Source organism: Desulfovectis peckii, assembly GCF_055391705.1.
This window is the reverse complement of sequence record NZ_AP042409.1, coordinates 1704566-1729113: the sequence shown is the minus strand read 5'-3', so window position 1 is coordinate 1729113 and position 24548 is coordinate 1704566. Positions and strand designations below refer to the sequence as shown.

Below are 24548 nucleotides of genomic sequence, written 5' to 3'. Positions count from 1 at the left end.
AGAAATGAAATTTGGTGTCGTGGTGTTTCCGGGCTCAAGCGGCGAAGCTGACTGCCTGCATGTAGTGCGCAGCGTACTCCGGCAGCCGGCAGAATATATTTGGCACAAAAATAAGAGCGTTGACGGTTTTGACTGTATAATTTTGCCCGGCGGCTCTTCTTACGGTGATTACCTGCGCAGTGGAGCCATTGCCCGGTATTCACCGGTTATGGAGGCGGTAATTGAGTTTGCCAATAAGGGTGGTTTAGTACTGGGCATTGGTAACGGCTTTCAAGTGCTTTTGGAAGCGCAGCTGCTGCCCGGAGCGATGCGCCGCAACAATAGTTTGCAGTTTTGTTGTCAGGAGGTTTATCTGCGGGTAGAAAACGCGACTACTGCTTTCACCAACCAATATAAGGACGGCCAGGTAATTAAAGTACCGATAGCTCACGGTGAAGGAAACTATTATTGTGATCAAGCTACACTTGAGCGGATGACGGCCAACCGGCAAATTGTGTTTAGATATTGTAATCAAAATGGGGAAACCACTGCTGAGGCTAATCCCAACGGTTCGCTGGAAAACATCGCCGGAATTTGCAATGAAAAAGGAAATGTGTTAGGTATGATGCCTCATCCTGAGCGTTGTGCGGAAGAAATTTTAGGAAACACCCAAGGAGCATTGTTGTTTAAATCCATTTTATCAGCATGGCAAGGGGGGCGTAACTAATGGAACCACAAGTTTGGCGGGAAATGGGTCTAACCGATGAAGAATATGAAAAAATTAAAGACATACTGGGACGCGAGCCTAACTATGTAGAATTAGGTATCTTTTCAGCGATGTGGTCAGAGCACTGCAGCTACAAAACTTCACGCCCGGTGCTAAAAATGTTTCCCACTGAGGGCGAGAGAGTTTTGCAGGGACCGGGTGAAAATGCCGGTATTATTGATATTGGTGACGGACAAGCCGTGGTTTTTAAAATTGAAAGCCATAACCACCCCTCAGCCATTGAGCCTTATCAGGGGGCAGCTACCGGTATAGGCGGCATTTTGCGCGATATATTTACTATGGGCGCGCGGCCAATAGCGGTATTGGATTCCTTACGCTTTGGCAACCTGGATAATGACCGGACCCGCTATTTGCTTAACGGGGTTGTTTCCGGTGCTGCCGGTTACGGCAACCGCGTCGGCATCCCTACTGTGGGCGGCGAAATTTATTTTTCCCCCAGTTATGAAGAAAACCCGCTGGTAAATGTGATGGGTGTCGGCTTAATTGATCATCAGGAAATTAAAAAGGGAGTGGCAACCGGTATTGGCAATCCGGTAATGGTTGTCGGTGCCCGAACCGGACGGGACGGTATTCACGGAGCTACTTTTGCCTCTGAGGAGCTGTCCGCAGATGCGGCTGAGGAGTCTCCGACGGTGCAGGCAGGCGATCCCTTTATGGAAAAATTACTGATGGAGGCCTGCTTGGAAGTAATGAAAAGCGGATATGTAGTCGGCATTCAGGATATGGGAGCGGCCGGTTTAACCAGTTCATCCTGTGAGATGGCCAGTCGGGCGGGAACCGGTATTGAAATGGACTTGCTGTTGGTGCCCCGCCGGGAAGAAGGGATGACCGCTTATGAGCTGATGCTCTCGGAATCCCAGGAACGCATGCTGCTGGTAGTAAAGAAAGGTACGGAAGATAAAGTTAAGGAAATATTTGCCAAGTGGGATTTAGAAGCGGTAGTGGTCGGTAAGGTAACCGATGACGGCATGTTGCGCTTAACTGAAGGAGAGCAAGTAGTGGCAGAAATACCGGCCAAAGCCCTTGCCGAAGACGCCCCGGTTTATCACCGCCCCTATAGCAGGCCGGATTATTTGGACGAAGTGCAAAAACTTAATTTAGAGAGCATACCGGAGCGTGAGGAATATTCATCGGCGCTGCTTAGTTTGTTACAATCCCCTAATATCGCCAGCAAAGAATGGGTTTACCGCCAGTATGACCACACGGCGGGGTTAAATACCGTGGTGTGTCCCGGCTCAGATGCCGCCGTACTGAGAATTAAAGGTACCAACAAGGGAATTGCCTTAACTACCGACTGCAACGGACGTTACTGCTACCTTGATCCTTATGTTGGCGGAATGATTGCGGTAGCGGAGGCTGCCCGCAATTTGGTTTGTGCCGGAGCACAGCCGCTGGCAATTACTAACTGTTTGAATTTCGGTAATCCGGAAAAGCCGGAAATAATGTGGCAGTTCCGCAAGGCGGTAGAAGGAATGAGTGAGGCCTGCCGTAAACTGGATACTCCGGTCACCGGCGGCAATGTGAGCTTTTATAATGAAACTCGCGGGACAGCGGTATACCCCACCCCAATAGTAGGTATGGTTGGTTTGGTTGAAGATTTGCAGCATGTATGCACTCAAGCTTTTAAAGACGAAGGGGATACCATTATTTTGGTTGGCGAAACCAAGGAAGAACTTGGCGGCAGCGAATATTTAAAAGTGATTCATGGTATTGAGGCCGCGGGAAAACCGCCGATGCTGGATTTAGATTTGGAAAAACAAGTGCAGCAGGCTGTTTTACAGGCTATTAAGAGCGGCTTAGTTAAATCTGCCCACGATTGTTCGGAAGGCGGTTTGGCGGTAGCGCTGGCGGAAGCATGTATTTCCGGCGGTATTGGCGCAGAAGTTACAGTAAATAAAAACATGCGGATGGATGCGTTGTTGTTCGGTGAAAGTCAATCGCGCATTATTGTTACTTCCGGTGAAGATAAAGTGGCAGAATTGATTCGTTTATTGACAATAAAAAACGTACCTTTTACCCGTTTGGGAACGGTAAAGGGCGATGCTTTAAAAATAGATGTTGCCACTGCCGATGAATCCTTCCGCACAATTGACCTGCCGGTATCGGAAATGGAGAGAAAATGGCGGGGGGCAATAACATGTTTGATGGCGTAAGAGACTATAAGGCGTGGTGGCAGCAGGATAAGATGCAGGAGGAATGCGGCGTGTTCGGCATTTATGCTCCGGGTGTGGATGTGGTGCAGTTGACTTATTACGGCTTATATGCGCTGCAGCATCGCGGGCAGGAAAGTGCCGGCATTGCCGCAACTAACGGCCGGAACATTGACTTGTTAAAGGGAACGGGATTGGTTTCCGAGGTGTTTTCCAAAGAAAAACTAAAAGCTTTATCCGGTCACGCTGCCATCGGGCATGTGCGTTATGCCGGCATCGGCCCCATCGATGTAACCAATGCCCAACCGCTGGTGTTTCAACACCGCCAGGGAGTAATTGGTATAGCTCACAACGGCAGTTTGGCCAATGTCGGCAACATTAGAGAGATGCTGTTTAACAACGGGGTAGTGTTTCAAACAAGTACTGACAGTGAAGTGATCGCCAACTTAATTGCCCGTTATCATCAGAATAGTATAGAAGAAGCGGTTATGAAGGCGATGATAGATCTTAAGGGGGCATATTCGCTGGTAGTGCTGACTGAGGATACTTTATATGCAGTGCGCGACCCTTATGGTTTTCGTCCCTTGTGTTTGGGCCGTCTGGACGGCGGCTGGGTGGTTGCTTCGGAAAGTTGTGCACTTGATACCGTAGGGGCAGAGTTTGTGCGCGATGTCAAGCCGGGGGAAATTGTGCGCCTAGACAAGGACGGCTTAACCTCGCTGCAAACTCTGGCCGCACCCCGACCGGCACACTGCATCTTTGAATATATTTATTTAGCTCGCCCGGACAGTACTATAGACGGTTATAACGTCAATAAAGTGCGCCGGGAAATGGGTCGCCAACTGGCGCGGGAATATCAGGTGGATGCCGATATTGTCATTCCGGTACCGGACAGCGGAATTGCCGCTGCCCGGGGCTATGCGGAAGAATCCGGCATTCCTTATGAAGAAGGTTTGATGAAAAACCGCTATATCGGTCGCACCTTTATTCAACCCACTCAAGACCGGCGTGATTTAGGAGTGCGTTTAAAACTTAATCCGGTGCGCGAAGTAATAGCAGGTAAAAAAATTGTGCTGATTGACGATTCCCTTGTAAGGGGTACGACCAGTAAAAAAATTGTGAAAATGTTGCGGCAATGCGGTGTAGCCGAAGTACATTTATGTTTGAGTTCGCCGCCGGTAATAGCGGGCTGTCACTACGGGATAGATACCAAAGGCGGCAGCTTGGTGGCTGCAGACAAGTCGTTAGAAGAGATAAAAAATATGGTGGGTGTTGACGGACTGCATTACTTAAGTATTGAAGGCTTAATAAAAGTCTTTGGGGAAAACGCTCCCGGATTTTGTACCGCCTGTTTTGATAATAAGTATCCAGTGGAGGTTTTATGCTGATGCCGGAAAATTCAGTCGCTAATAAAAAGCAGGCACTTACCTATGCCGGTGCAGGGGTAGATATTTCTGCCGGTAACCGGGCGGTAGATTTGATAAAGAAAGCGGTACAAACTACCTTTCGCCCGGAAGTTGTTACCGATATCGGCGGTTTTGGCGGGTTATTTGCGCTGGATACTGCAAACTACCGCCAACCGGTGCTGGTATCCGGTACCGACGGTGTGGGCACTAAACTTAAGATAGCACACCTGTTAAATGTTCATCACACCATCGGCATTGATGCGGTGGCGATGTGTGTCAATGATATTCTTGTCAGTGGAGCGGAGCCCCTTTTCTTTTTAGATTACTTGGCAGTAGGTAAATTAGTTCCGGAACGGGTAGCGGAAATTGTGGAAGGAGTGGCGGAAGGCTGCCGGCAGGCCGGTTGTGCGCTGATTGGTGGGGAAACTGCAGAAATGCCCGGCTTTTATGCCCCGGATGAGTACGATATTGCGGGATTTGCCGTTGGGGTGGTGGATAAAGATAAGATCATTGACGGTTCAAAGATTACACCGGGCGATGTATTAATTGGCCTGCCTTCATCAGGACTGCACTCCAACGGTTATTCGCTGGTGCGTCAGGCCTTGTTTGAGGTAGCCGGGTACCAACCCGAACAATTTCTGCCGGAACTGGGCCGTACAGTCGGTGAGGAGTTGTTGGAACCGACGCGCATTTACGTGAGCACGGTGTTGCCGCTGTTGGAGAGATTTACCGTCAAGGGAATGACCCACATTACAGGCGGCGGTATAACCGAAAACCTGCCCCGGGTGCTGCCGGAAAACTGTTCCGCAGTAGTAGATCGCAGCAAATGGTCGGTGCCGGTTATTTTTAAACTTTTACAAAGAATCGGGCAAATAGAAGAAGCGGAAATGCTGCGAACTTTTAACATGGGGATAGGCTTTATATTGGTTGTGCCGCCTGAACAAGCAGACGCAGTGTTGGCTGAACTTAATGAGCGTGGTGAAAAAGCGGTGACGATCGGTGAAATTACTGCCGGAGAAAGAAAAGTTAAATACCTGGGTGAGGATGTGGAGTAATGAAGGCGCTTACCCTTGGCGTACTTGCTTCCGGACGTGGCTCTAACTTACAGTCAATCATGGATGCCTGTGCCGGCGGCAAAATTAATGCCCATGTGGCGGTGGTAATCAGCGATAAACCAAATGCTTATGCGTTGGAACGGGCCAAAGCGCGGAACATTCCTGCTTACTACGTTGACTTTCATGCTTATCCGGATAAAGATTCATATGAAGCCCGAATAGTGGAATTGCTGCGTCAGCATGGGGTAGAATTGGTTTGTTTGGCGGGATATATGCGGCTTGTGGGCAAAAGGCTGCTTGATGCTTATCCGCAGCAAATAATGAACATTCACCCCTCACTGTTACCGGCTTTTCCCGGCCTGCACGCGCAACGGCAAGCTTTAGAATATGGGGTTAAAATATCGGGCTGTACCGTCCACTTTGTAGATGAAGGTATGGATACCGGACCGATTATTTTGCAGGCTGCAGTGCCGGTATACGATAATGATACCGAGGAGACGCTGGCGGCAAGAATTTTAACTCAGGAACACATTATTTATCCCCAAGCAATCGGTTTATATGCTGACGGTAGGTTGAAAACGGAGAAGCGAAAAGTAACCATAATTGAAGGCAAAAAGTAATCATCTGAATCAGCTTGGGGCGCGATTAGTCGCGCCCTATGTTGCATAGAAGGAAAAATAAAGGAGGTTTCCATTTTGATTAAACGGGCACTGATTAGTGTGTCAAACAAGAGCGGTTTGGTGGAATTTGCTCGGGGATTGAGCGAGTTGGGGGTGGAAATTGTCTCAACCGGGGGCACAGCCAAAGCCTTGCAGGAAGCCAACGTGCCGGTAACTTACATATCCGATGTGACCGGTTTTCCGGAAATCTTGGACGGCCGGGTAAAAACGCTGCACCCTAACGTTCACGCCGGGATACTGGCCCAGCGCACACCTGAACATTTAGCACAGCTTAAAGAGTTGAATATCACCCCTATTGACCTGGTGGTAGTGAATTTATATCCTTTTAAAGAGACAGTGGCCAAGCCGGATGTTACTTTGGCTGAAGCTATTGAAAATATTGATATCGGCGGACCGACAATGGTGCGGGCGGCTGCCAAAAACTATCAACACGTGTTGGTGGTAGTTGACCCGGAAAGGTACCAAGAAGTATTAACGGCGATAAAAAATGATCAGGTTACTGATGAACTGCGCCTGTCTTTAGCATGCCAAGCCTTTGCTCACACTGCCGGTTATGACAGTGCTATTTCTAACTATCTCAGCGGTGTTGCCGGTGAAAGCTTCCCGGCAGAGTTAAATCTTTCCGCTCAATTGGTGCAGCAGTTGAGATACGGGGAAAATCCGCATCAAAAGGCTGCCTTTTACCGGGATCTTTCTGTACGCGGTGCATGCATTGCCAATGCAAAGCAGCTGCACGGTAAAGAGCTGTCTTACAATAACCTGTTAGACGCCAATGCCGCACTGGAGTTGGTGCGTGAGTTTTCGGAACCGACAGCGGCGATTATTAAGCACAATAACCCTTGCGGCTGCGCCAGTGACGCCAATTTAAGCGTAGCCTATGAGAAAGCCTTTGCCGGTGATCCGGTGTCCGCTTTTGGTGGTATTGTAGCCTTAAACCGGGAAGTTGATGCCGCTACCGCCGAAAAAATGAGTGAAATTTTCTTGGAAGCGGTCATTGCTCCGGATTTTTCCGCCGAGGCATTAGAAATACTGACTAAAAAACCCAATCTGCGTTTGCTGAAGGTAGGTGACCTAACGGAGCAAACCAATGATGACTTTGAAATTCGCAAAATAAACGGTGGTCTGTTGCTGCAGCAGGTAGACCGGGAAGTGGTTAATCCGGAGGAAATGCGGGTAGTAACCGAAAAACAGCCGACGCAGGAACAGTTAGACGAACTAATCTTTGCGATGACCATTGTCAAGCATGTGAAGTCTAATGCCATTGTCGTCACTAAAGGAAAGCAGCTGCTTGGCGTTGGTGCCGGGCAAATGAATCGGGTGGGTTCCGCCAATATTGCCTTCAGTCATGCCGGCGATAAATGCCGCGGGGCGGTGCTGGCCTCGGATGCATTCTTCCCCTTTAGAGACACGGTAGATGCGGCGGCAAAAGCCGGTATTACCGCAATCATTCAACCCGGTGGTTCAATACGGGATCAAGAGTCAATTGATGCCTGCAATGAGCACGGTATAGCAATGGTATTTACCGGTATGCGGCACTTTAAACACTAAGTGACTATAGGCGGTCAAAGCATATAGACTGTCAAGGCATTTATCTTTCGTAAAAAAGGGCGCAGGCAGATGTCCTAGGGGCGGTGAAGCCGCCCCTGTTCGCAAAAGTAATGTTGCTTGTGGGCAGTTTGGAATTTAGCTTAGCAAACAGGCCGGCAGAAATAAATGAATGAGCCCCGGCGCTGTTGCCCTTTGAATTCGCCGGCTAATCGAAAGCATAAGGTCAAATGCCTTGACAGCAAGCAAAACTTGACCGCATACAGAATAAGAATGTTAAATAGGAGGAATACGATGAAGGTTTTGGTTGTTGGCGGCGGCGGGCGAGAACATGCGCTGGTATGGAAAATTGCCCAAAGCCCGTTGGTAGATAAAATATATTGTGCCCCGGGCAATGCCGGTATTGCCCGGCAGGCAGAATGTGTGAACATCAGTACGGAAGATACGGAAGCTTTATTAAATTTTGCCCGGAAGGAGAAAATTGATCTCACCGTTGTCGGCCCGGAGGCTCCGCTGGTTAACGGTATTGTGGATCGCTTTAAAGAAGCGGGTTTGCGCATTTTCGGTCCCGGCAGAAACGCGGCCCAATTGGAAGGCAGCAAAGCTTTAGCTAAACACTTTATGGCAAAGTACGGCATTCCTACCGCTAGCTATGCAGCTTTTTCCCGGGCGGATGAGGCAATGCAGTATGTGCGGGACAAAGCCAAACCATTGGTGGTGAAGGCATCAGGCTTGGCAGCCGGCAAAGGGGTAATGATTTGTCAGCACCCGGCCGATGCATTAGAGGCGGTACGCAGTGTATTGATTGACAAGAAGTTTGGTGAGCAGGCCGGGCGGCAGGTGGTAATTGAAGAACTGCTGACCGGAGAAGAAGTCAGCGTACTGGCTTTTACCGACGGAGAAACAATTGTGCCGATGATTGCCTCTCAAGATCACAAGCGAGTCTTTGACAATGATCTTGGTCCCAACACCGGAGGAATGGGTGCCTATGCCCCGGCACCGATTTTTACACCGGAATTGCAAGAGAAGGTAAAGAGTGAAATTCTTCTGCCAACCCTTCAAGGCTTGAAGGAAAACAATTGGGAATATCAAGGTGTGTTATATGCCGGATTGATGCTCACGGCAGAGGGGCCAAAAGTACTGGAATACAATGTGCGTTTTGGGGATCCGGAAGCGCAGCCCTTATTAACGATGTTGGATACCGATTTGGTGGAAATCATGGAAGCAATTATTGATCGGCGTTTACATGAAATTGAAATCAATTGGAAACAGGGGGCGGCTGTGTGCGTAGTGATGGCATCAGAGGGCTATCCGGGTAATTACAAAAAGGGAGAAGTGATCACCGGTTTGGAAGAAGCGGAAAAAGAGGCAGTTGTTTTTCATGCCGGCACGGCTGTTAAGGATGGGCAGCTTGTCACCAACGGCGGCAGAGTGTTGGGTGTTACCGCTCGGGGCAAAAACATTTCCGATGCCATTGTTCAGGCTTACAGTGCAGTGGAGAAAATTAATTTTAAAGGCGCTCATTATCGCCGGGATATTGGCAAAAAAGCGCTGCAACTACAAGACAAAAACAATAAGATGTGATATGATAATGTGAAGTAATTAACAAGTTTTTGTCAGCTGCTGTGATTGGGGGGGTGAGGGATGCAAGCGGATTATTGGGAAGAGAAAAGAGTTGCGGCTTGTATTCGCAGAATTGAGGACTTACCGGAAGCACTAAACCACCCCAATATCGTCAACATTATTTTACTGGGCGGCGATATCAATTATTTGCCGGGAATAATTCGAAAAGCTAAAAGTAAGGGCAAGCGGTTGTTTGTTCACATAGATCTTTTGGAGGGGGTTGGCAAGGACAGAGCGGGAGTTCACTTGTTGGCTAAGTTGGGACTGACCGGAATTGTCAGTACTAAACCAAACTTAATTAAATATGCCCGAGAGGAAGGAATGTGCACCATTCAACGTCTTTTTATAGTTGATTCCGAGTCGGTAAAAACCGGCATAAAATTAGCCGGCAGTGTTAAACCGCATGCGGTGGAGATCCTTCCTGCCACCGTTCCCGCTTATGTTGTGCAGGAGTTAAAAGAGGCCCTAGGCATTCCGATTTTAGCCGGAGGGCTATTGAGAAACGAAGAAGATGCCAAGGAAGCTTTGAGCAAAGGAATTACCACTATCAGCACCAGTTTGCGGAAGCTGTGGAACTTGCAATATTAATAAATAATTAATATAAACTTAAACTTAATATATGGATAAATAAGTTATTTAATGTTATAATTTACTTAAGCTAACTTGATAAAAGGCGAGAATGAAGAGAGCCGCACTTATAGTTAGAGGTAATTAACCGTTACCTACTGTAGTGCGGCTTTTCCTTTTTTATCCATGATTAAAAAATATAGGGGGAATGATAATATGACGGCAACCAAAATAGCAATTAACGGTTTTGGCCGTATTGGCCGTGCGGTATTGAGAGTGGCCTTGGAAAGAGGTTACCTTGAATCCGATGATGCACCGATAAATATTGTCGCTATCAATGACTTAACTGAACCTGCTACCTTGGCACATCTGTTGAAATATGATTCCGTTCATGGCCGTTTGCAAGCTGATGTAAGTGCAACTGATGACAGCATTGTTATTAACGGGCATGAAATCAAAGTGTATGCTGAACCCGACCCGACCAAGCTTCCTTGGGGTGAACTGGGAGTTGACATTGTCATTGAATCAACCGGTCGGTTTAGAACTAAAGAACAATGTAACCAACACATTGCGGCCGGTGCCCGCAAAGTAATTATTTCTGCTCCGGCGAAAAACGAAGATATTACCATTGTCATGGGTGTTAATGAGGAAAAGTACAATCCAAATGAGCATCATATTATTTCTAACGCCTCTTGTACTACCAACTGCTTAGCGCCGGTGGCCAAAGTACTCAATGAGAAGTTTGGCATTGTTAAAGGCTTTATGACTACCGTACACTCTTTCACCAATGACCAGCGTGTTCTTGATTTGCCGCACAAAGATTATAGGCGGGCAAGAGCGGCGTCAATGAGCATTATCCCGACCACTACCGGAGCGGCAAAGGCAGTGGCACTGGTACTGCCCGAACTGAAGGGAAGACTTAACGGTATTTCTGTGCGGGTTCCCACTCCGAACGTTTCCCTGGTAGACTTAGTTGCCGAGTTAAAAGAGCCGGTAACCGCTGAGCAAGTTAACGAAGCACTGCGTGAAGCCGCTGCCAATGAGCTGCAAGGTATTATGGATTACACAGAAGAGCCCCTGGTATCAAAAGATTTCAACGGCGATGCTCATTCCAGCATTGTAGACGGCTTGTCCACCATGGTGATTGGCGACAATATGGTTAAAGTACTTGCTTGGTACGATAACGAATGGGGTTATTCTAACCGTGTGGTAGACTTGGCCATTTACGTCAGCAGCAAAAATTAAGGCGGCGATCCGCGGAAACGGTGAACTTAAAATTACGCCATGTGCGTTGAGGTGGCAAGTAGCTATCCAACGCAGCGGTGGTTTTAACTCCGCCCGCGGTGGCGAAAATGCTCGAAGTAGGGAGCGCTTAAGCGTTCCCTACTTTTTGCTTTTAACTAAATGTATAACCTTGCCCTTACAAATGGAAAGGTTGCGTTTAGCGCCAAGGCATTTACCTACCTAAAGAAAACTTACTTTCCGTCAAGGCAAAAGGGCGCAGACGGAAAGTAAGTTTTCTTATACTATCATCCTTAGTATATATGATTGTTAGATAGTACAAACACGCAGTTCCTCAAACAGTCCTCGGCGCTGATCCTCCGTTAGCAATGCTTTTTAAATTAGCCGGCTAATCGAAAGCATAAGGTCAAGTAGCCTTGGCGCCCAAAAGCAATGTTACATATACGAGAACAAGCTACATTCAATTAGCAACAACATGAAAATTTGCGTTTAAAGAGAAAAAGGGGCAGACATGCTTTCCTGCCCAACACTACTAACCATCTAAGCTACTAACAACTAACCGCTAACTAAACTTCCCTGATCACTCCACAAGCCAGTCTTTTGCCGGCATCTCCGGCCGGTTGGCTGCGGTAGTCGTCCGGGTTTTCGTGAATAATAATTGCTTTACCTATCACCTCACTTGGTTTAAACTTATCTGTAAAGAAGCACATTCTGGCATATCCCCGGTTGGAGAAAAGTACCGGGAAATCCCCGGCATGGTTGCCGTGGGGCTGCCCATGGGGATTCCAGTGCCCACCGGCTGCTTGGAAGGGATCCGCGCGATCGCCGATTTCGCAACAGCCGTATTCATGAATATGAAAGCCATGGGGGCCTATCGGGCCCTTGTCGCCGGACGCCGGTTGATATTCCGGCAAACCGCTTATTTCTACACTGACCCAGGTGCCGCCCGGTACGGCAAAAAAACGCACAACACCGTTAATTTTCGGTTGCAGCGGTCCGCCGCGCACATAGGCTACCGCATCCGCTTGTTTATTGATGTAACAATATTTTCCTGCCATAAACGCCCTCCTTAGTAAAAGCAAAGTCTGTTTTTCTATACTATGTAATATTAGGTAAAAATGCTTATTCTCTGCTTGGCTGTAATTCAGCAGTATTTTTGCACTTTCTTTTTTTAACGTATTAAAGGATTTTAAATATAGGGTGTCGAAATGCGGATATAATACGGATACCGGAGGGATGACAGGTGAGTTATAAGGGCAAGCTGAAGAACCCGTTAAATGATCGGTTATTCGAAGCAATTCTTACTTTAGAAACCATAGACGAATGCTACCGATTCTTTGAAGATATCTGTACCGTTGCGGAATTGCGGGCTTTAAGCCAGCGGTTGGAAGTGGCCAAGATGTTGGAAGCCAATCGCACTTATGGCGATATTGCCACTAAAACCGGGGCCAGTACCGCGACGATTAGCCGTGTAAAGCGCTGCTTAAACTACGGTGCCGACGGATATAAGTTAGTGTTAAAACGATTGGCTGAAAAACAAACCGGTTCGGAAAAACCGTTGGACGAGGAGAGAGGATGATGGTATCACCGCGATTTGGCCGACTGCCAAAAGGAACCCGGGATCTTTTGCCGGCGGATGCCCGGCGCAAGCGTCAGCTGGAACAGTCGTTTTTAGAGTTAGTGGAAAAATGGGGCTATCAGGAAGTGGTAACACCTACTTTTGAATACTTTGAAAACTTAAGTTCACTGGATAGCGCAGATGATAAGCTGTATAAGTTTATAGATCGCAACGGCCATCTTTTGGCGCTGCGCCCGGATATTACCCGGCCGATCGCCAGATTGGTGGCTACCAGAATGTGTCAAGCTGAGCTGCCGCTGCGCCTTTACTACTTAGCCCATGCCTATAACTATGAAGACAACTTGTCGGGGCGGATGCATGAAATTTATCAAGCAGGAGTGGAACTGCTGGGGGCCTCCGGCCCCGCTGCGGATGGGGAAGTAGTGGCTTTGGCGATTAATGCGCTACAAACATTCGCCCTGCAGGACTTTAGGTTTTCTATCGGTCATGTCGGCATCTTTAGCGGCTTAATGGAAGAACTGCAGCTGTCTTGTGAACATGTGCAGGCAATTAAAACAGCCATTGGCAAAAAAGATTTTGTCCGCTTGAGCGAACTAATGGCTGCCCGGGAAATTGCGCCGGAAATTCAAAGCAAGATTACCAAGCTGGTATCGCTACGGGGCGGACCGGAGGTACTTGCTCAGGCAGCAGACATCTTAAACGGCAGCAAAGCTCTTGACGCGCTGACAAACTTAGCTAAAGTTTACCGCACCTTAGAATGTTACGGCGTGGAAAAACAAGTTACTATTGACCTTGGTTTGCTTTTAGGACTGGATTATTACACCGGATTGATTTTTGAAGGCTATACCTTAGGGTTAGGTTTCCCGGTTTGCGGCGGAGGACGTTACGATCGTTTGCTCGGTAATTTTGGCTGTGATCTGCCTGCTACCGGTTTTGCCTTAAGCATTGATCAAATATTGACGGCAATAGAAAAGCAGCAGGGCCCCGCCGAAGAGCCGGCTGTTGACGTGCTGGTAGCGTGGGCGGAAGGTAATTTGCCCCTTGCCGTACAAAAATGTATGCAGTTGCGGGCGGAAAGTTTAAAGGTACAGCTTGATGTTGAAGCGAAAACAAAAGAAAAGGCGGAAGAGTATGCGAACAAAAAAGGAATTGGCAAGGTAATATATGTTAACGAAAAATAATATTTCTATAAACAACAAAAACTATCTTGACGCCCCCACTCTGGGGGTTTATTATTTTAACATATCATTGCTTTAACTAACTAAAGGAGGCGGACTTGTGGTTGCGGCAGCAGAACTGATTACCTTTGCCATTCCGAAAGGAACGCTGTTTAAGCCGACGGTAAAATTATTAGAGGCAGTGGGCTTCAATTGTGAACAATTAAAGGGGGAATCCCGCCAGCTGCTTTTTGAGGTGCCGGAACAGGCAGTGCGCTACATTATCTGCCGCCCGACGGATATACCGACATATGTAGAATACGGTGCGGCTGATTTTGGCTTGGTGGGTAAAGATACAATTGTGGAACAGCAAAAGGATGTTTATGAGTTATTGGATTTAAAGTATGGGGGCTGCCGTTTTGTAGTGGCGGTTCCGGAATCTTTAAAAGACAAAAAATTAGAAAGCTGGGGACGTGCCCGGGTAGCTACCAAGTTTCCTCGGATAGCGGAGGAGTATTTCCGCAGTCGGGGTTTGCAAATGGAAATTATTAAGCTGCACGGTAACATTGAACTGGCACCAATTGTCGGTCTGGCAGAAATGATTGTGGATATTGTTTCTACCGGGCGTACGCTGCGGGAAAACAATTTAGTGGTTGCGGCTGATGTGATGCGCTCTACCGCAAGGTTAATTGCCAACCGGGTAAGTCATCAGTATAAAGCCGAGCGGGTAAACATGTTGGTAGAAAGTTTTAGGAAAGTAATTAATGGGGGTATTTTTGATGATTAAAATACTTAAGTCTGATGACCTGGCCTTGGCCGGTATTTTGTATCGCCGGGAAACCGACAAACGGGAAATAGCAAAAAATGTGGCTAAAATTATTGAAGCGGTGTGTCAGGAAGGAGACGCCGCATTGCTTCGCTTTACCGCCCAGTTTGATCAGGTAGAGCTGAGTAGAGAACAGTTGATTGTAACGGAAGAGGAAATCGATGAAGCATATAAGTTAGTTGAACCAACGGTGCTGGAATCGTTAAGGCTGGCCCGGGATCGGATTGAAGCTTTTCACCGTCGTCAGCGGGCGGATTCTTGGTTTGAGCCGGATGCCGACGGAAATGTGATGGGGCAAATGGTGCGACCGCTGTCTCGGGTCGGTGCTTATGTTCCGGGGGGAAGGGCTTCTTATCCTTCTTCGGTGTTAATGAACGTTGTTCCGGCTAAAGTGGCCGGCGTAAAGGAAGTGGTGATTGTTACGCCGCCGGGAAAAGACGGCAAAATAAACCCTTATACGCTGGTAGCGGCCAGGGAGGCCGGAGCAAATGAAATATACCGCATTGGCGGTGCCCAGGCAATTGCCGCTTTGGCCTACGGGACGCAAACAATTGCCCCGGTAGATAAAATTACCGGACCGGGCAACATTTATGTGACCCTTGCCAAGCAGCAGGTTTACGGCAAAGTGGATATAGATATGCTGGCCGGACCGAGTGAAGTGCTGGTAATTGCAGACAGTAAAGCCAATCCGGCCTATATTGCCGCCGATATGCTGTCGCAAGCGGAGCATGATCCGTTGGCGGCGGCGGTGTTGCTGACGCCGGATGAGCAATTGGCACACAAGGTTCAGCAAGAAATTGCCAAGCAGGTTAGCGGGCTGTCCCGGCAAAATGTAATTAAAAGTTCACTGGGTGACTACGGCAGCATCGTAATTACCAAAAATTTAGATGAAGCATTTGCCATTGCCAATCGCTTTGCGCCGGAACACCTTGAGCTGCTGGTGGAAGATCCTTTTAACTGGGTAGGTAAAGTACAAAATGCCGGATCGATATTTTTAGGGCCCTATGCCCCCGAACCGGTAGGGGATTATCTGGCCGGCCCCAACCATGTGCTGCCTACCGGCGGTACCGCTAAATTTTACTCCGGCTTGAATGTAGATGCCTTTGTTAAAAAATCAACAGTGATTTCCTTTTCCAAAGAAACGCTGAAGCGTTTGGGTGAGCATGTCATACGCCTGGCCAACGTGGAGGGGCTGGATGCCCATGCTAATGCCATTCGTTTGCGGCTGGATTCATTTGCCCGAGAAAAGGGGGAGGTGAAATAATGGTTTGCGCCAACTTTGACCCGCTGCAGCTGATGCGGGAAGATCTGCGCAATTTATTACCTTATCAGCCCCACGATTATCCGTGCTCCGTCAAGCTTGACGCCAACGAAAACCCTTACCCTTTTCCGGCCCAGGCGTGGGCAGAGCTTAGTGAGGAATTGCGGCGCATTAAATTTTCTGTTTACCCGGATCCGTTGGCAGAAAAATTGCGCAATGCAGTTGCCGAGTATGCCGGGGTACAAGCTGAGCAGGTAATGTTTGGCAACGGTTCGGATGAGCTAATTTATTACTTAGCTATTGCCTTTGGAAGCGGCAGAAAAGTGGTGGTTGCAGAACCGACTTTTTCTATGTACGGCATTCAAAGCCGCATTGTCGGGGCAGAATTGATCAATGTACCACTTAATGATGATTTTACCGTTAACCCGGCGGTGATGATTATGGCGGCGCGGAGTACCGGGGCACAACTGATGTTTTTGTGCAGTCCCAATAACCCTACCGGCAATGCCATACCACTGGAAGTGATTGAAGAAATACTGGCAAATACCAATGCGGTAATTGTGGTGGATCAAGCCTATTTAGAGTTTGGCGGTGAAGATTGCACGGTACTGTTGAAAAAATATCCCAACTTGGTAATCTTACGCACTTTTTCCAAGGCATTTGGTTTGGCCGGTTTGCGTATCGGTTATTTATTGGCTAATGCGGAAACAGTAAATGCCCTTATGCGCCTTAAACAACCTTACAACTTAAACAGTTTTTCCCAAGCGGCAGCTTACATTGCTTTAAAATATCGCGCTCATTTTGCGGAACAGTGGCAAAAAATTAAATCCGAACGCATAAGGGTTTTCAGTGCGCTAAAGGAAACCCCGGGGGTAACGGTCTATCCGTCGGAAGCTAACTTTTTGCTGTTCCGTACCGAGCAGGACTGCAACATGGTGCACAGGCAGCTGATAGAACAAGGGATTTTAATTAGAAACATGGGTGACGGCATGCCCGGTTACTTGAGGGTGGCAATCGGCACGGATTCTGAAAATAACGCTTTTATTCAGGCGCTGAAAACTATCTGTAGCAATGGGGTGAAGTAAATGCGGCAGGCAAAAATTGACCGGCGGACCAACGAAACCAATGTCTCTTTAAGTTTGCATATCGATGGCAGCGGTAAGGGCAGCATTAATACCGGAGTAGGCTTTTTTGATCACATGCTGACGCTTTTTGCCAAACACAGCGGGATAGATTTAGAACTGCAGGCCGAAGGCGATCTTGATGTTGATGCCCACCATACGGTAGAAGACGTGGGCATTTGTTTGGGCAAAGCAATTAAAGAGGCGCTGGGTGATAAAAAGGGGATTACCCGTTACGGACATGCCTATGTGCCGATGGATGAGGCGCTGGCACTGGCAGTGGTGGATTTCAGCGGTCGCGGTTATTTGCTGTTTGATGCCGAGCTGCCGGCGGCAAAGGTGGGAGCATTTGATACCGAGTTGGTAGAAGAATTTATGCGAGCACTGGCGAACAACGGGGAATTTACGCTGCACGTACGCGTGTTCAGCGGCAAAAACACCCATCACATAATTGAAGCGGTTTTTAAAGCCTTAGGGCGGGCCGTGCGTCAAGCAGCGGCATTTGATAGCAGAATGGAAGGAGTACCGTCTACCAAGGGGATTCTTTAAAGCATATTTTTGGAAAGTTGGTGAGGAAAATGTTAATACTGCCGGCCATTGACTTAAAGGACGGCCAGTGTGTCCGATTGGTGGAAGGGCGCTTGGAGCAGAAAACCGTTTATTCCAATCAGCCGACGGAAATTGCTCAGCGGTGGCAGCAGTTGGGGGCGGAGTACTTGCATGTAGTAGATTTAGACGGGGCTTTTGCCGGTGCGCCAAAAAACCTGGCGGTGATTAAAGAAATTGTGAGCACGCTACATATCCCGGTACAAGTTGGTGGCGGAATTAGGGATGTAAGCACCGTTGAGCGGCTGCTTGATTTCGGCGTGGCCCGGGTAATTTTAGGTACGGCGGCGATTAAGCGGCCGGAAGTGATTAAGCAGGCAATTACCAAGTTTGGCCCGGAAAAAATTGTGCTTGGCATAGATGCCCGGGACGGCAAAGTGGCTGTGCAGGGTTGGGTGAGTGAGACGGATATTACAGCCGTTGATTTGGCCCTTAGGATGAAAGAGCTGGGTATAAAGAGAGTAGTGTTTACCGACATCAGGCGGGACGGAACCCTTAAAGGCCCAAACTTTGAGGCAACCGGCGAGCTGGCGCGGGCAACCGGTTTAAAAGTGATTGCCTCCGGTGGGGTGGCGGCGCTGGATGACTTGCGCCGCATTAAGAAGCTGGAACAATACGGCGTTGAAGGGGTAATTATAGGGAAAGCCCTTTATGCCGGAACGGTAGATTTTAAGGAAGCGTTGGCAGTAGCCAATGGACTGGAGGTGTAGATTATGTTATTTAAGCGGATAATTCCTTGTTTGGATGTTGCCGCCGGACGGGTAGTTAAGGGGGTAAAGTTTGTCAATTTGCGTGATGCCGGCGATCCGGTGGAACTGGCAGCCCTTTATGAGCGGGAAGGAGCTGATGAGCTGGTACTTTTAGATATTACCGCCACCAACGACAATCGGCAAACTATGCTGGATGTGGTGCGCCGTACGGCCGAAGTAGTTTCTATTCCTTTTATAGTTGGCGGTGGCATTAGAACGGTAGATGACATGCAGAGAATTTTTCATGCCGGGGCGGACAAAGTATCGCTGGGCACCGCAGCCATTAATAATCCGCAGGTAATCAGTGAGGGGGCAAATAAATTTGGCAGCCGCTGCATTGTAGTGGCCATAGATGCCCGGCAGGTCAGTCCCGGTAAATGGGAGGTTTATACCCACGGCGGGCATAAACCCACCGGCATTGATGCCGTAGAATGGGCGAAAAAAGTAACCGAGTTAGGTGCCGGAGAAATACTTTTAACCAGCATGGATCGGGACGGTACCAAAGAAGGATACGATATTGAGCTTACCAGAGCAGTGGCAGAAGCGGTAGATGTACCGGTGATTGCCTCCGGCGGTGCAGGAACATTAGCGCACTTGGCAGAGGGACTAAAAGAAGGTAAGGCAGATGCGGTTTTAGCGGCGTCAATTTTCCATTACGGTGAATATTCCATTGCCGAGGTGAAGGAATATTTGCATAAACAAGGGATACCGGTAAGGCGTTAGGAGGTTAAAAATTGCGGTTTAGTGCAGCAGATTTAAAATACAATGAGGCCGGCTTGATTCCGGCCATTGTGCAGGATGCAGAAAGCAAAGAAGTGCTGATGATGGCCTGGATGAATCAAGAGGCGGTAGAAAAGACCTTGGCCACCGGCGAAACCTGGTTCTACAGCCGCAGCAGGAAAAAAATGTGGCACAAGGGAGAAGAAAGCGGCCATATTCAGAAGGTGCGAGCGGTATATTATGACTGTGATCAAGATACGCTGTTGGTTCTGGTAGAGCAAATCGGTGCCGGGGCCTGTCATGAAGGTTACCGCAGCTGTTTCCACTATCGGGTGGCAAACGGCCAGGTCAGCGTGGAAGGCAGCCAACGGTTTAATCCGGCTGAGGTATACGGCGGAAAACATAAAGCCGATGAAAAAATTGTTGATGTGCTTTATCAGCTGATTTTGCAGCGCAAAGGGACACGGCCGGAGGGTTCCTATACAACTTATCTTTTTGACAAGGGTACTGATAAAATATGCAAAAAGATCGGCGAAGAAGCTGCCGAGGTAATTATCGGGGCGAAAAACAACAACCCGGCAGAGGTAACCGCTGAGGCGGCAGATTTAATTTATCACCTGCTGGTGCTGCTTGCCGATCAGGGCGTAACGCCGCAAGATGTTTATGCCGAACTGGCAAAGAGAAGAAAGTAAATCAAAGGCCGCAATTAATGATGGTGCCGGCAAGGAGGCAATAAGTTGCAGCGGATGCTTTGAGCTGCAACTTATTTTTTTCTATAATTAATTAACGGCGCTCTTTGTGTTATACTGTCAAAAGGTAGTACAAGCAATGTTTTGGAGGGTTTGTTATTTATGTCAGACATTTTGGCAAGTCTCAATCCGGCCCAAAAAGAGGCCGTCCAACATAAAGATGGACCTTTATTGGTGCTGGCGGGAGCCGGCAGCGGAAAAACCAGGGTGCTGACCCATCGCATTGCCTATTTGTTGGAGCAAGGGGTGGCCCCGTGGAATATCTTGGCAATTACATTTACCAACAAAGCCGCGCGGGAGATGCAAGAGCGGGTAAATAATTTATTACCCGTTCATAAGGCGCATGATCTTTGGGTGAGTACTTTTCACTCTGCCTGTTTGCGCATTCTGCGCCGGGAAATTGATGCGTTAGGTTATGACAGAAACTTTATCATTTACGATGATGCCGATCAGCAGACGGTGTTAAAAGAGTGCTTAAAAGAATTAAACATTGATGACAAGCAGTTTACACCCCGCAGTATGTCGGCGGCCATTTCTGCCGCCAAAAACAAGCTGCTCACTGCCGAGGATTATGAAAATTATGCTTTTGATTATTCGGAACAGGTGGCTGCCCGGGTATATAAAATGTACCAGCAAAAGCTAAAGCGTAATAACGCCCTGGATTTTGACGATTTGCTGGTACTGACGGTTAAGTTGTTTGAACAATTTAATCACGTACTTACCTATTATCAGGATCGGTTTAAATATATTTTGGTTGATGAATATCAGGACACCAACCATGTGCAGTATGTATTGGTAAACATGCTGGCTAAGGGGCACAGAAATTTATGTGTGGTCGGTGATCCCAATCAGTCAATTTACGGCTGGCGGGGTGCCGATATCAGCAATATTTTGAGCTTTGAACGGGATTACCCGGAGGCAAAAGTAGTTAAATTGGAACAAAACTACCGCAGCACCCAAACAATTTTAGATGCCGCTAATGCAGTAATTGCGCAAAATGCCAGTTCTAAAGAGATGAATTTGTGGACCGCGTTAGGGCAAGGGGAGCCGATTGACTTACAATATTGTGAAGACGAACGGGATGAAGCTTTTTATATTGTCAGGAAAATTCGCCAAGAGATAGAACGGGGCCGAAAATACAGTGACATTGCTATTCTCTACCGCACTCATGCTCAATCGCGGGCAATTGAAGAAAGTTTAGTTACCGCCAACATTCCTTACGCTATCGTAGGCGGAGTGGGTTTCTATCAGCGCAAGGAAATTAAAGATTTGCTCAGTTACCTGCGCTTGGTGATCAACCCCTATGATACGGTAAGTTTTCAGCGCATTATAAATGTGCCGAAACGGGGTATCGGCCCGGCGTCCATAACTAAATTTATCGAGTGGGCGGAGCAAAATAATAAAAGTTTGGTAGAGGCGTTGGCCAGGGCCTACGAAATACCGAAGCTAAGCGGCAAAGTGCGCCAAGCGGCCACTGAGCTAAGTGATATGTTTAAAAACTTAAATAAGCAAGCGGAATTTTTAAGTGTTACCGAGATGGTGGAAGAAGTGCTGCAGCAAAGCGGCTACCGCGGTGAATTAGAGGCCGAGGAGACGCTGGAAGCCCGCACACGGTTGGACAACTTAAATGAATTTATCACCGTAACGCAAGAATATGATCGCAACAATCCGGAGGGAACATTGGAAGATTTTTTATCCTTCCTCTCTTTAGTTACCGATCAGGATAAATATAATGAAACGGCGGACACCGTTTCTTTAATGACCCTGCACACGGCCAAGGGCTTGGAATTTCCGGTGGTGTTTTTGGCCGGCATGGAGGAGGGGATCTTTCCCCATTCGCGTTCCTTGGAGAGCAAGCATGAATTGGAAGAAGAGCGGCGGCTATGTTATGTCGGTATTACCAGAACGAAAGAAAAACTTTATTTAACTCACTGTTTTTGCCGCAGTTTATTTGGGCGGATGCAAAATAACCTGCCGTCTCGCTTTTTGTCTGAAATTCCTGAGCGCTTGTTAAATGACAGTCAACATGGATTGCGGAAAAATAAGCTTAGTAAAGGGAACAGTGCCGGTGCAGATGCTGAAAGTAATTCTTCCAAAGAGACACCGGAATTTGTGCTGGGCGATAAAGTGTACCATAAAAAGTGGGGTGAAGGGGTAATTGTGGCAGTTAAAGGGGAAGGAAAAGGGGCGGAATTGAAGGTAACTTTCCCCAATCAAGGTATTAAAACACTGATTGCCGAATACGCCCCGCTGCAAAAAATCTGATATTGATTGCAAGCGCCTGTAAGCGGCAATAATGGTAACGGGCAATTAAGGAGGTTTGTCGTATGTCGGTACCAAGTGAAGTGCGCCGACAAGTTGAAGAACTACGTCAGCAAATTGAAAAACATAACTATCATTATTACGTAGAAGATAATCCGCAAATTACCGATGAACAGTATGATAAGTTAATGCGGCAGTTGATATCGTTAGAAGAAAAATACCCTGAACTCATTACCCCCGATTCACCTTCCCAGCGGGTCGGTGGCGAGGTGCAGAAAGGCTTTACTCCCGTTAAACACCTTGAAGCAATGCTCAGCCTAAACAATGCTTTTAGCGAAGGGGAGCTGCGGGATTTTGATCGCCGGGTGCGCACCGCGCTGGGTAATCAACCGGTAGAGTATGCGGTGGAAATGAAAATTGACGGGCTGGCGATTTCACTGCTCTATGAAAACGGCGTTTTAGTGCGCGGAGCGACCCGCGGCGACGGTGAAACCGGTGAAGATATTACGCAAAACTTAAAAACCGTTGGCAGCATTCCGCTGCGCCTGCGGGAAAATGTCCCGCTTTTAGAGGTGCGCGGTGAAGCCTATATGTCTAAAGAGGCTTTTGCCAAATTAAATGCCGCCCGCGAAGAGAACGGTGAACCGCTTTTTGCCAACCCGCGCAATGCCGCCGCCGGCAGCTTGCGCCAGCTCGATCCGAAAGTAACGGCAGGTCGTCAGTTGAACACTTTTATTTATGCCATAGGCCGGGTGGAAGGACATCAGATACAAAGTCATACTGCCGGGTTGGCTTGGCTGAAGAAATTAGGCTTTCGCGTCAACCCCGAGGTGAAATCATTCAACAGTATTGACTCGGTAATAGAATATATCCGCACTTGGCAGGAAAAGAGATTTCAATTGCCTTACCCAATCGACGGCATAGTGGTGAAAGTGAATGATTTAGCTCAGCAAAGGCAGTTAGGGGCTACCGCCAAAAGCCCCCGCTGGGCGATAGCTTTTAAATTCCCGGCGGAAAAGGCAATTACCAAAGTGGAAGATATAAAGATCACCGTGGGGCGCACCGGGGTGTTGACGCCAACTGCTTATCTTAAGCCGATCACGGTTGCCGGCAGCACGGTAAGCAGGGCGGTGCTGCACAATGCCGACATCATAAAAAAGAAGGATATTCGTATCGGAGATACGGTGGTAGTACATAAGGCCGGCGATGTTATACCGGAAATAGTGGAGGTACTGCCGGACAAACGCAGCGGCCAAGAAAAGGCGTTTGTCTTTCCTCAAGAGTGCCCGGAATGTGGCACTGCCGTGGTGCGTCCGGAAGGGGAAGTGGCGTATCGCTGTCCGAATGTAAATTGCCCGGCTCGCAATCGGGAAAATATTTTCCACTTTGTTTCCCGCGGGGCAATGGATGTGGAAGGTTTGGGGCCGGCAGTGGTTACCCAGTTGCTGAAGGGTGGCTTAATTCGGGATGCTGCCGATATTTACAGCTTAAAATATGAAGATTTAATTAGGCTTGACCGATTTGGGCCCAAATCTGCCACTAATCTTCTTAACTCCATTGAAGCCAGTAAAAAACGACCGCTGAGCCGGTTGATCTTTGCTTTAGGTATTCGTCATGTAGGGCAGACTGCGGCCAAAAAACTGAGCGAGCATTTTCCCTCACTGCAAGCTTTGGCCGGTGCCGATGAAGGGGCATTGTTAAGTATCCCGGAAGTAGGTCCCAAAATGGCGGAAAGCATTGTACAATGGTTTAAACAGCCGGAAAATATTAAATTAATAAATAAATTAAAGGCAGCAGGAGTTAACATGGAAAGCAGCGAAGCATTAATGCCCAAAAGCGGTAAATTAGCGGGCAAAACCTTTGTCCTTACCGGAACGCTGCAACAATTTAAGCGAGAGCAAGCAAAAGCACTGATTGAAGAATTGGGAGGCAAGGTAGCCTCCAGTGTGAGCAAAAAAACCAGTTATGTTGTAGTGGGAGAAAATCCGGGTTCCAAATATGAAAAAGCATTGCAGCTGGGCGTTGAAATTTTAGATGAAGAACAGTTTAAGAATTTGATTGAAAGTAGCTAACTTTGCAAGAGGGAGGTTATTAAAATGAGTGAAAAAGTATCTATTGTTGTGTTTGGCAGTGACCTTCCCAGCTTTCAGGTAGGATGAGGACCTTCCTTTGGAGCCGGTTGCGGTTATCCGAATCAAAAAGAACAGTTTGAAAAGTTCGCTGCTGAGATGCAGCAAATGTACGGTGATGATATTTCACTGGAATATGTAGATTTAATAAAAGATGATCTGACCAAATACCCTGACATACAAAAAATTATGGGTAGATTCACACCACCCTTAATTGTTATCAACGGTGAACCGCGCTTTCATGGCGGCCTATCTTCAGAGATGGTCGCTGAAGCCGTTAATGAAATTAAAAAGCAATTCAGTTAAGCCAGGTATATTCTAGTGGCCCCTTGTTGAAAAAACAAGGGCTTTTATT

At 47.9% G+C, this 24548-nt stretch carries 22 protein-coding genes; 21 read left to right on the top strand and 1 reads right to left on the bottom strand.

What is annotated here, in order from left to right; genetic code table 11:
* Positions 1-4: 4 nt before the first annotated feature.
* The 9 genes from purQ to gap all read left to right on the top strand — a co-directional run bounded on the left by purQ (position 5) and on the right by gap (position 11037).
* A complete protein-coding gene (gene purQ, locus ACZ5NG_RS08515) occupies positions 5-706 on the top strand; it encodes a phosphoribosylformylglycinamidine synthase subunit PurQ (protein ID WP_464251387.1) in 702 nt (233 codons plus the stop codon).
* A complete protein-coding gene (gene purL / locus ACZ5NG_RS08510; RefSeq protein ID WP_464251386.1) occupies positions 706-2919 on the top strand; it encodes a phosphoribosylformylglycinamidine synthase subunit PurL in 2214 nt (737 codons plus the stop codon). Before purQ ends, purL begins: the two co-directional genes overlap by 1 nt.
* A complete protein-coding gene (gene purF / locus ACZ5NG_RS08505; RefSeq protein WP_464251385.1) occupies positions 2904-4304 on the top strand; it encodes an amidophosphoribosyltransferase in 1401 nt (466 codons plus the stop codon). Before purL ends, purF begins: the two co-directional genes overlap by 16 nt.
* Complete coding sequence (gene purM, locus ACZ5NG_RS08500; RefSeq protein ID WP_464251384.1) at positions 4304-5377, top strand: phosphoribosylformylglycinamidine cyclo-ligase; 1074 nt, start codon at positions 4304-4306, stop codon at positions 5375-5377. Before purF ends, purM begins: the two co-directional genes overlap by 1 nt.
* Positions 5377-5997, top strand: coding sequence for a phosphoribosylglycinamide formyltransferase (gene purN, locus ACZ5NG_RS08495; RefSeq protein ID WP_464251383.1), 621 nt, complete (start codon positions 5377-5379; stop codon positions 5995-5997). Before purM ends, purN begins: the two co-directional genes overlap by 1 nt.
* A 72-nt stretch (positions 5998-6069) precedes the next feature.
* Positions 6070-7605 carry a bifunctional phosphoribosylaminoimidazolecarboxamide formyltransferase/IMP cyclohydrolase gene (purH, locus tag ACZ5NG_RS08490; RefSeq protein ID WP_464253138.1) on the top strand — a complete coding sequence of 512 codons (1536 nt, stop codon included), beginning with the start codon at positions 6070-6072 and terminating at the stop codon, positions 7603-7605.
* A gap of 291 nt (positions 7606-7896) precedes the next feature.
* Positions 7897-9186: a phosphoribosylamine--glycine ligase gene (purD, locus tag ACZ5NG_RS08485; RefSeq protein WP_464251382.1), complete on the top strand. Its 1290-nt coding sequence runs from the start codon at positions 7897-7899 to the stop codon at positions 9184-9186.
* 60 nt (positions 9187-9246) lie between these two features.
* Complete coding sequence (locus ACZ5NG_RS08480; RefSeq protein WP_464251381.1) at positions 9247-9813, top strand: glycerol-3-phosphate responsive antiterminator; 567 nt, start codon at positions 9247-9249, stop codon at positions 9811-9813.
* Between the two features lie 195 nt (positions 9814-10008).
* Positions 10009-11037, top strand: coding sequence for a type I glyceraldehyde-3-phosphate dehydrogenase (gene gap / locus ACZ5NG_RS08475; protein ID WP_464251380.1), 1029 nt, complete (start codon positions 10009-10011; stop codon positions 11035-11037).
* Between the two features lie 563 nt (positions 11038-11600).
* Here gap and ACZ5NG_RS08470 read toward each other — a convergent pair.
* Positions 11601-12092 (bottom strand): superoxide dismutase family protein, encoded by a 492-nt coding sequence (locus tag ACZ5NG_RS08470; RefSeq protein ID WP_464251379.1) that lies wholly within the window; start codon positions 12090-12092, stop codon positions 11601-11603.
* A 185-nt stretch (positions 12093-12277) separates the two neighbouring features.
* Here ACZ5NG_RS08470 and ACZ5NG_RS08465 point away from each other — a divergent pair, with 185 nt between their 5' ends.
* The 12 genes from ACZ5NG_RS08465 to ACZ5NG_RS08410 all read left to right on the top strand — a co-directional run bounded on the left by ACZ5NG_RS08465 (position 12278) and on the right by ACZ5NG_RS08410 (position 24499).
* Positions 12278-12613, top strand: coding sequence for a YerC/YecD family TrpR-related protein (locus tag ACZ5NG_RS08465; RefSeq protein ID WP_464251378.1), 336 nt, complete (start codon positions 12278-12280; stop codon positions 12611-12613).
* Positions 12610-13794, top strand: coding sequence for an ATP phosphoribosyltransferase regulatory subunit (gene hisZ / locus ACZ5NG_RS08460; protein WP_464251377.1), 1185 nt, complete (start codon positions 12610-12612; stop codon positions 13792-13794). Before ACZ5NG_RS08465 ends, hisZ begins: the two co-directional genes overlap by 4 nt.
* Positions 13795-13891: 97 nt before the next feature.
* Positions 13892-14557 carry an ATP phosphoribosyltransferase gene (gene hisG / locus ACZ5NG_RS08455; protein ID WP_464251376.1) on the top strand — a complete coding sequence of 222 codons (666 nt, stop codon included), beginning with the start codon at positions 13892-13894 and terminating at the stop codon, positions 14555-14557.
* On the top strand, positions 14550-15860 hold the full coding sequence (gene hisD, locus ACZ5NG_RS08450) for a histidinol dehydrogenase (RefSeq protein ID WP_464251375.1): 1311 nt from the start codon (positions 14550-14552) through the stop codon (positions 15858-15860). The genes hisG and hisD overlap by 8 nt, the downstream gene beginning before the upstream one ends.
* Positions 15860-16942, top strand: coding sequence for a histidinol-phosphate transaminase (gene hisC, locus ACZ5NG_RS08445; protein WP_464251374.1), 1083 nt, complete (start codon positions 15860-15862; stop codon positions 16940-16942). The genes hisD and hisC overlap by 1 nt, the downstream gene beginning before the upstream one ends.
* Positions 16943-17527 (top strand): imidazoleglycerol-phosphate dehydratase HisB, encoded by a 585-nt coding sequence (gene hisB, locus ACZ5NG_RS08440; protein ID WP_464251373.1) that lies wholly within the window; start codon positions 16943-16945, stop codon positions 17525-17527.
* 29 nt (positions 17528-17556) lie between these two features.
* On the top strand, positions 17557-18294 hold the full coding sequence (gene hisA, locus ACZ5NG_RS08435; protein ID WP_464251372.1) for a 1-(5-phosphoribosyl)-5-[(5-phosphoribosylamino)methylideneamino]imidazole-4-carboxamide isomerase: 738 nt from the start codon (positions 17557-17559) through the stop codon (positions 18292-18294).
* A 3-nt stretch (positions 18295-18297) separates the two neighbouring features.
* A complete protein-coding gene (gene hisF, locus ACZ5NG_RS08430; RefSeq protein ID WP_464251371.1) occupies positions 18298-19056 on the top strand; it encodes an imidazole glycerol phosphate synthase subunit HisF in 759 nt (252 codons plus the stop codon).
* 11 nt (positions 19057-19067) lie between these two features.
* Positions 19068-19745, top strand: coding sequence for a bifunctional phosphoribosyl-AMP cyclohydrolase/phosphoribosyl-ATP diphosphatase HisIE (gene hisIE, locus ACZ5NG_RS08425; protein WP_464251370.1), 678 nt, complete (start codon positions 19068-19070; stop codon positions 19743-19745).
* A gap of 159 nt (positions 19746-19904) precedes the next feature.
* The gene (pcrA, locus tag ACZ5NG_RS08420) at positions 19905-22067 is read left to right on the top strand and encodes a DNA helicase PcrA (protein WP_464251369.1); all 2163 of its coding nucleotides are present in this window, start codon (positions 19905-19907) and stop codon (positions 22065-22067) included.
* Between the two features lie 62 nt (positions 22068-22129).
* Entirely contained in the window at positions 22130-24136 is a 2007-nt protein-coding gene (gene ligA / locus ACZ5NG_RS08415; protein WP_464251368.1) for an NAD-dependent DNA ligase LigA, read from the top strand.
* A gap of 165 nt (positions 24137-24301) precedes the next feature.
* Complete coding sequence (locus ACZ5NG_RS08410; protein WP_464251367.1) at positions 24302-24499, top strand: hypothetical protein; 198 nt, start codon at positions 24302-24304, stop codon at positions 24497-24499.
* The last annotated feature ends 49 nt before the right edge of the window (positions 24500-24548 follow it).

Excerpts from the sequence above, each read along its gene's own strand:
- hisC (WP_464251374.1), top strand. The coding sequence starts at position 15,860 with ATGGTTTGCGCCAACTTTGACCCGCTGCAGCTGATGCGGGAAGATCTG.
- hisD (WP_464251375.1), top strand. The coding sequence starts at position 14,550 with ATGATTAAAATACTTAAGTCTGATGACCTGGCCTTGGCCGGTATTTTG.
- gap (WP_464251380.1), top strand. The coding sequence starts at position 10,009 with ATGACGGCAACCAAAATAGCAATTAACGGTTTTGGCCGTATTGGCCGT.
- hisB (WP_464251373.1), top strand. The coding sequence starts at position 16,943 with ATGCGGCAGGCAAAAATTGACCGGCGGACCAACGAAACCAATGTCTCT.
- purD (WP_464251382.1), top strand. The coding sequence starts at position 7,897 with ATGAAGGTTTTGGTTGTTGGCGGCGGCGGGCGAGAACATGCGCTGGTA.
- hisA (WP_464251372.1), top strand. The coding sequence starts at position 17,557 with ATGTTAATACTGCCGGCCATTGACTTAAAGGACGGCCAGTGTGTCCGA.
- purM (WP_464251384.1), top strand. The coding sequence starts at position 4,304 with ATGCCGGAAAATTCAGTCGCTAATAAAAAGCAGGCACTTACCTATGCC.
- ACZ5NG_RS08410 (WP_464251367.1), top strand. The coding sequence starts at position 24,302 with ATGTACGGTGATGATATTTCACTGGAATATGTAGATTTAATAAAAGAT.
- hisZ (WP_464251377.1), top strand. The coding sequence starts at position 12,610 with ATGATGGTATCACCGCGATTTGGCCGACTGCCAAAAGGAACCCGGGAT.
- purQ (WP_464251387.1), top strand. The coding sequence starts at position 5 with ATGAAATTTGGTGTCGTGGTGTTTCCGGGCTCAAGCGGCGAAGCTGAC.
- hisF (WP_464251371.1), top strand. The coding sequence starts at position 18,298 with ATGTTATTTAAGCGGATAATTCCTTGTTTGGATGTTGCCGCCGGACGG.
- purN (WP_464251383.1), top strand. The coding sequence starts at position 5,377 with ATGAAGGCGCTTACCCTTGGCGTACTTGCTTCCGGACGTGGCTCTAAC.
- purF (WP_464251385.1), top strand. The coding sequence starts at position 2,904 with ATGTTTGATGGCGTAAGAGACTATAAGGCGTGGTGGCAGCAGGATAAG.
- ACZ5NG_RS08470 (WP_464251379.1), bottom strand. The coding sequence starts at position 12,092 with ATGGCAGGAAAATATTGTTACATCAATAAACAAGCGGATGCGGTAGCC.
- ligA (WP_464251368.1), top strand. The coding sequence starts at position 22,130 with ATGTCGGTACCAAGTGAAGTGCGCCGACAAGTTGAAGAACTACGTCAG.
- pcrA (WP_464251369.1), top strand. The coding sequence starts at position 19,905 with ATGTCAGACATTTTGGCAAGTCTCAATCCGGCCCAAAAAGAGGCCGTC.
- ACZ5NG_RS08480 (WP_464251381.1), top strand. The coding sequence starts at position 9,247 with ATGCAAGCGGATTATTGGGAAGAGAAAAGAGTTGCGGCTTGTATTCGC.
- purL (WP_464251386.1), top strand. The coding sequence starts at position 706 with ATGGAACCACAAGTTTGGCGGGAAATGGGTCTAACCGATGAAGAATAT.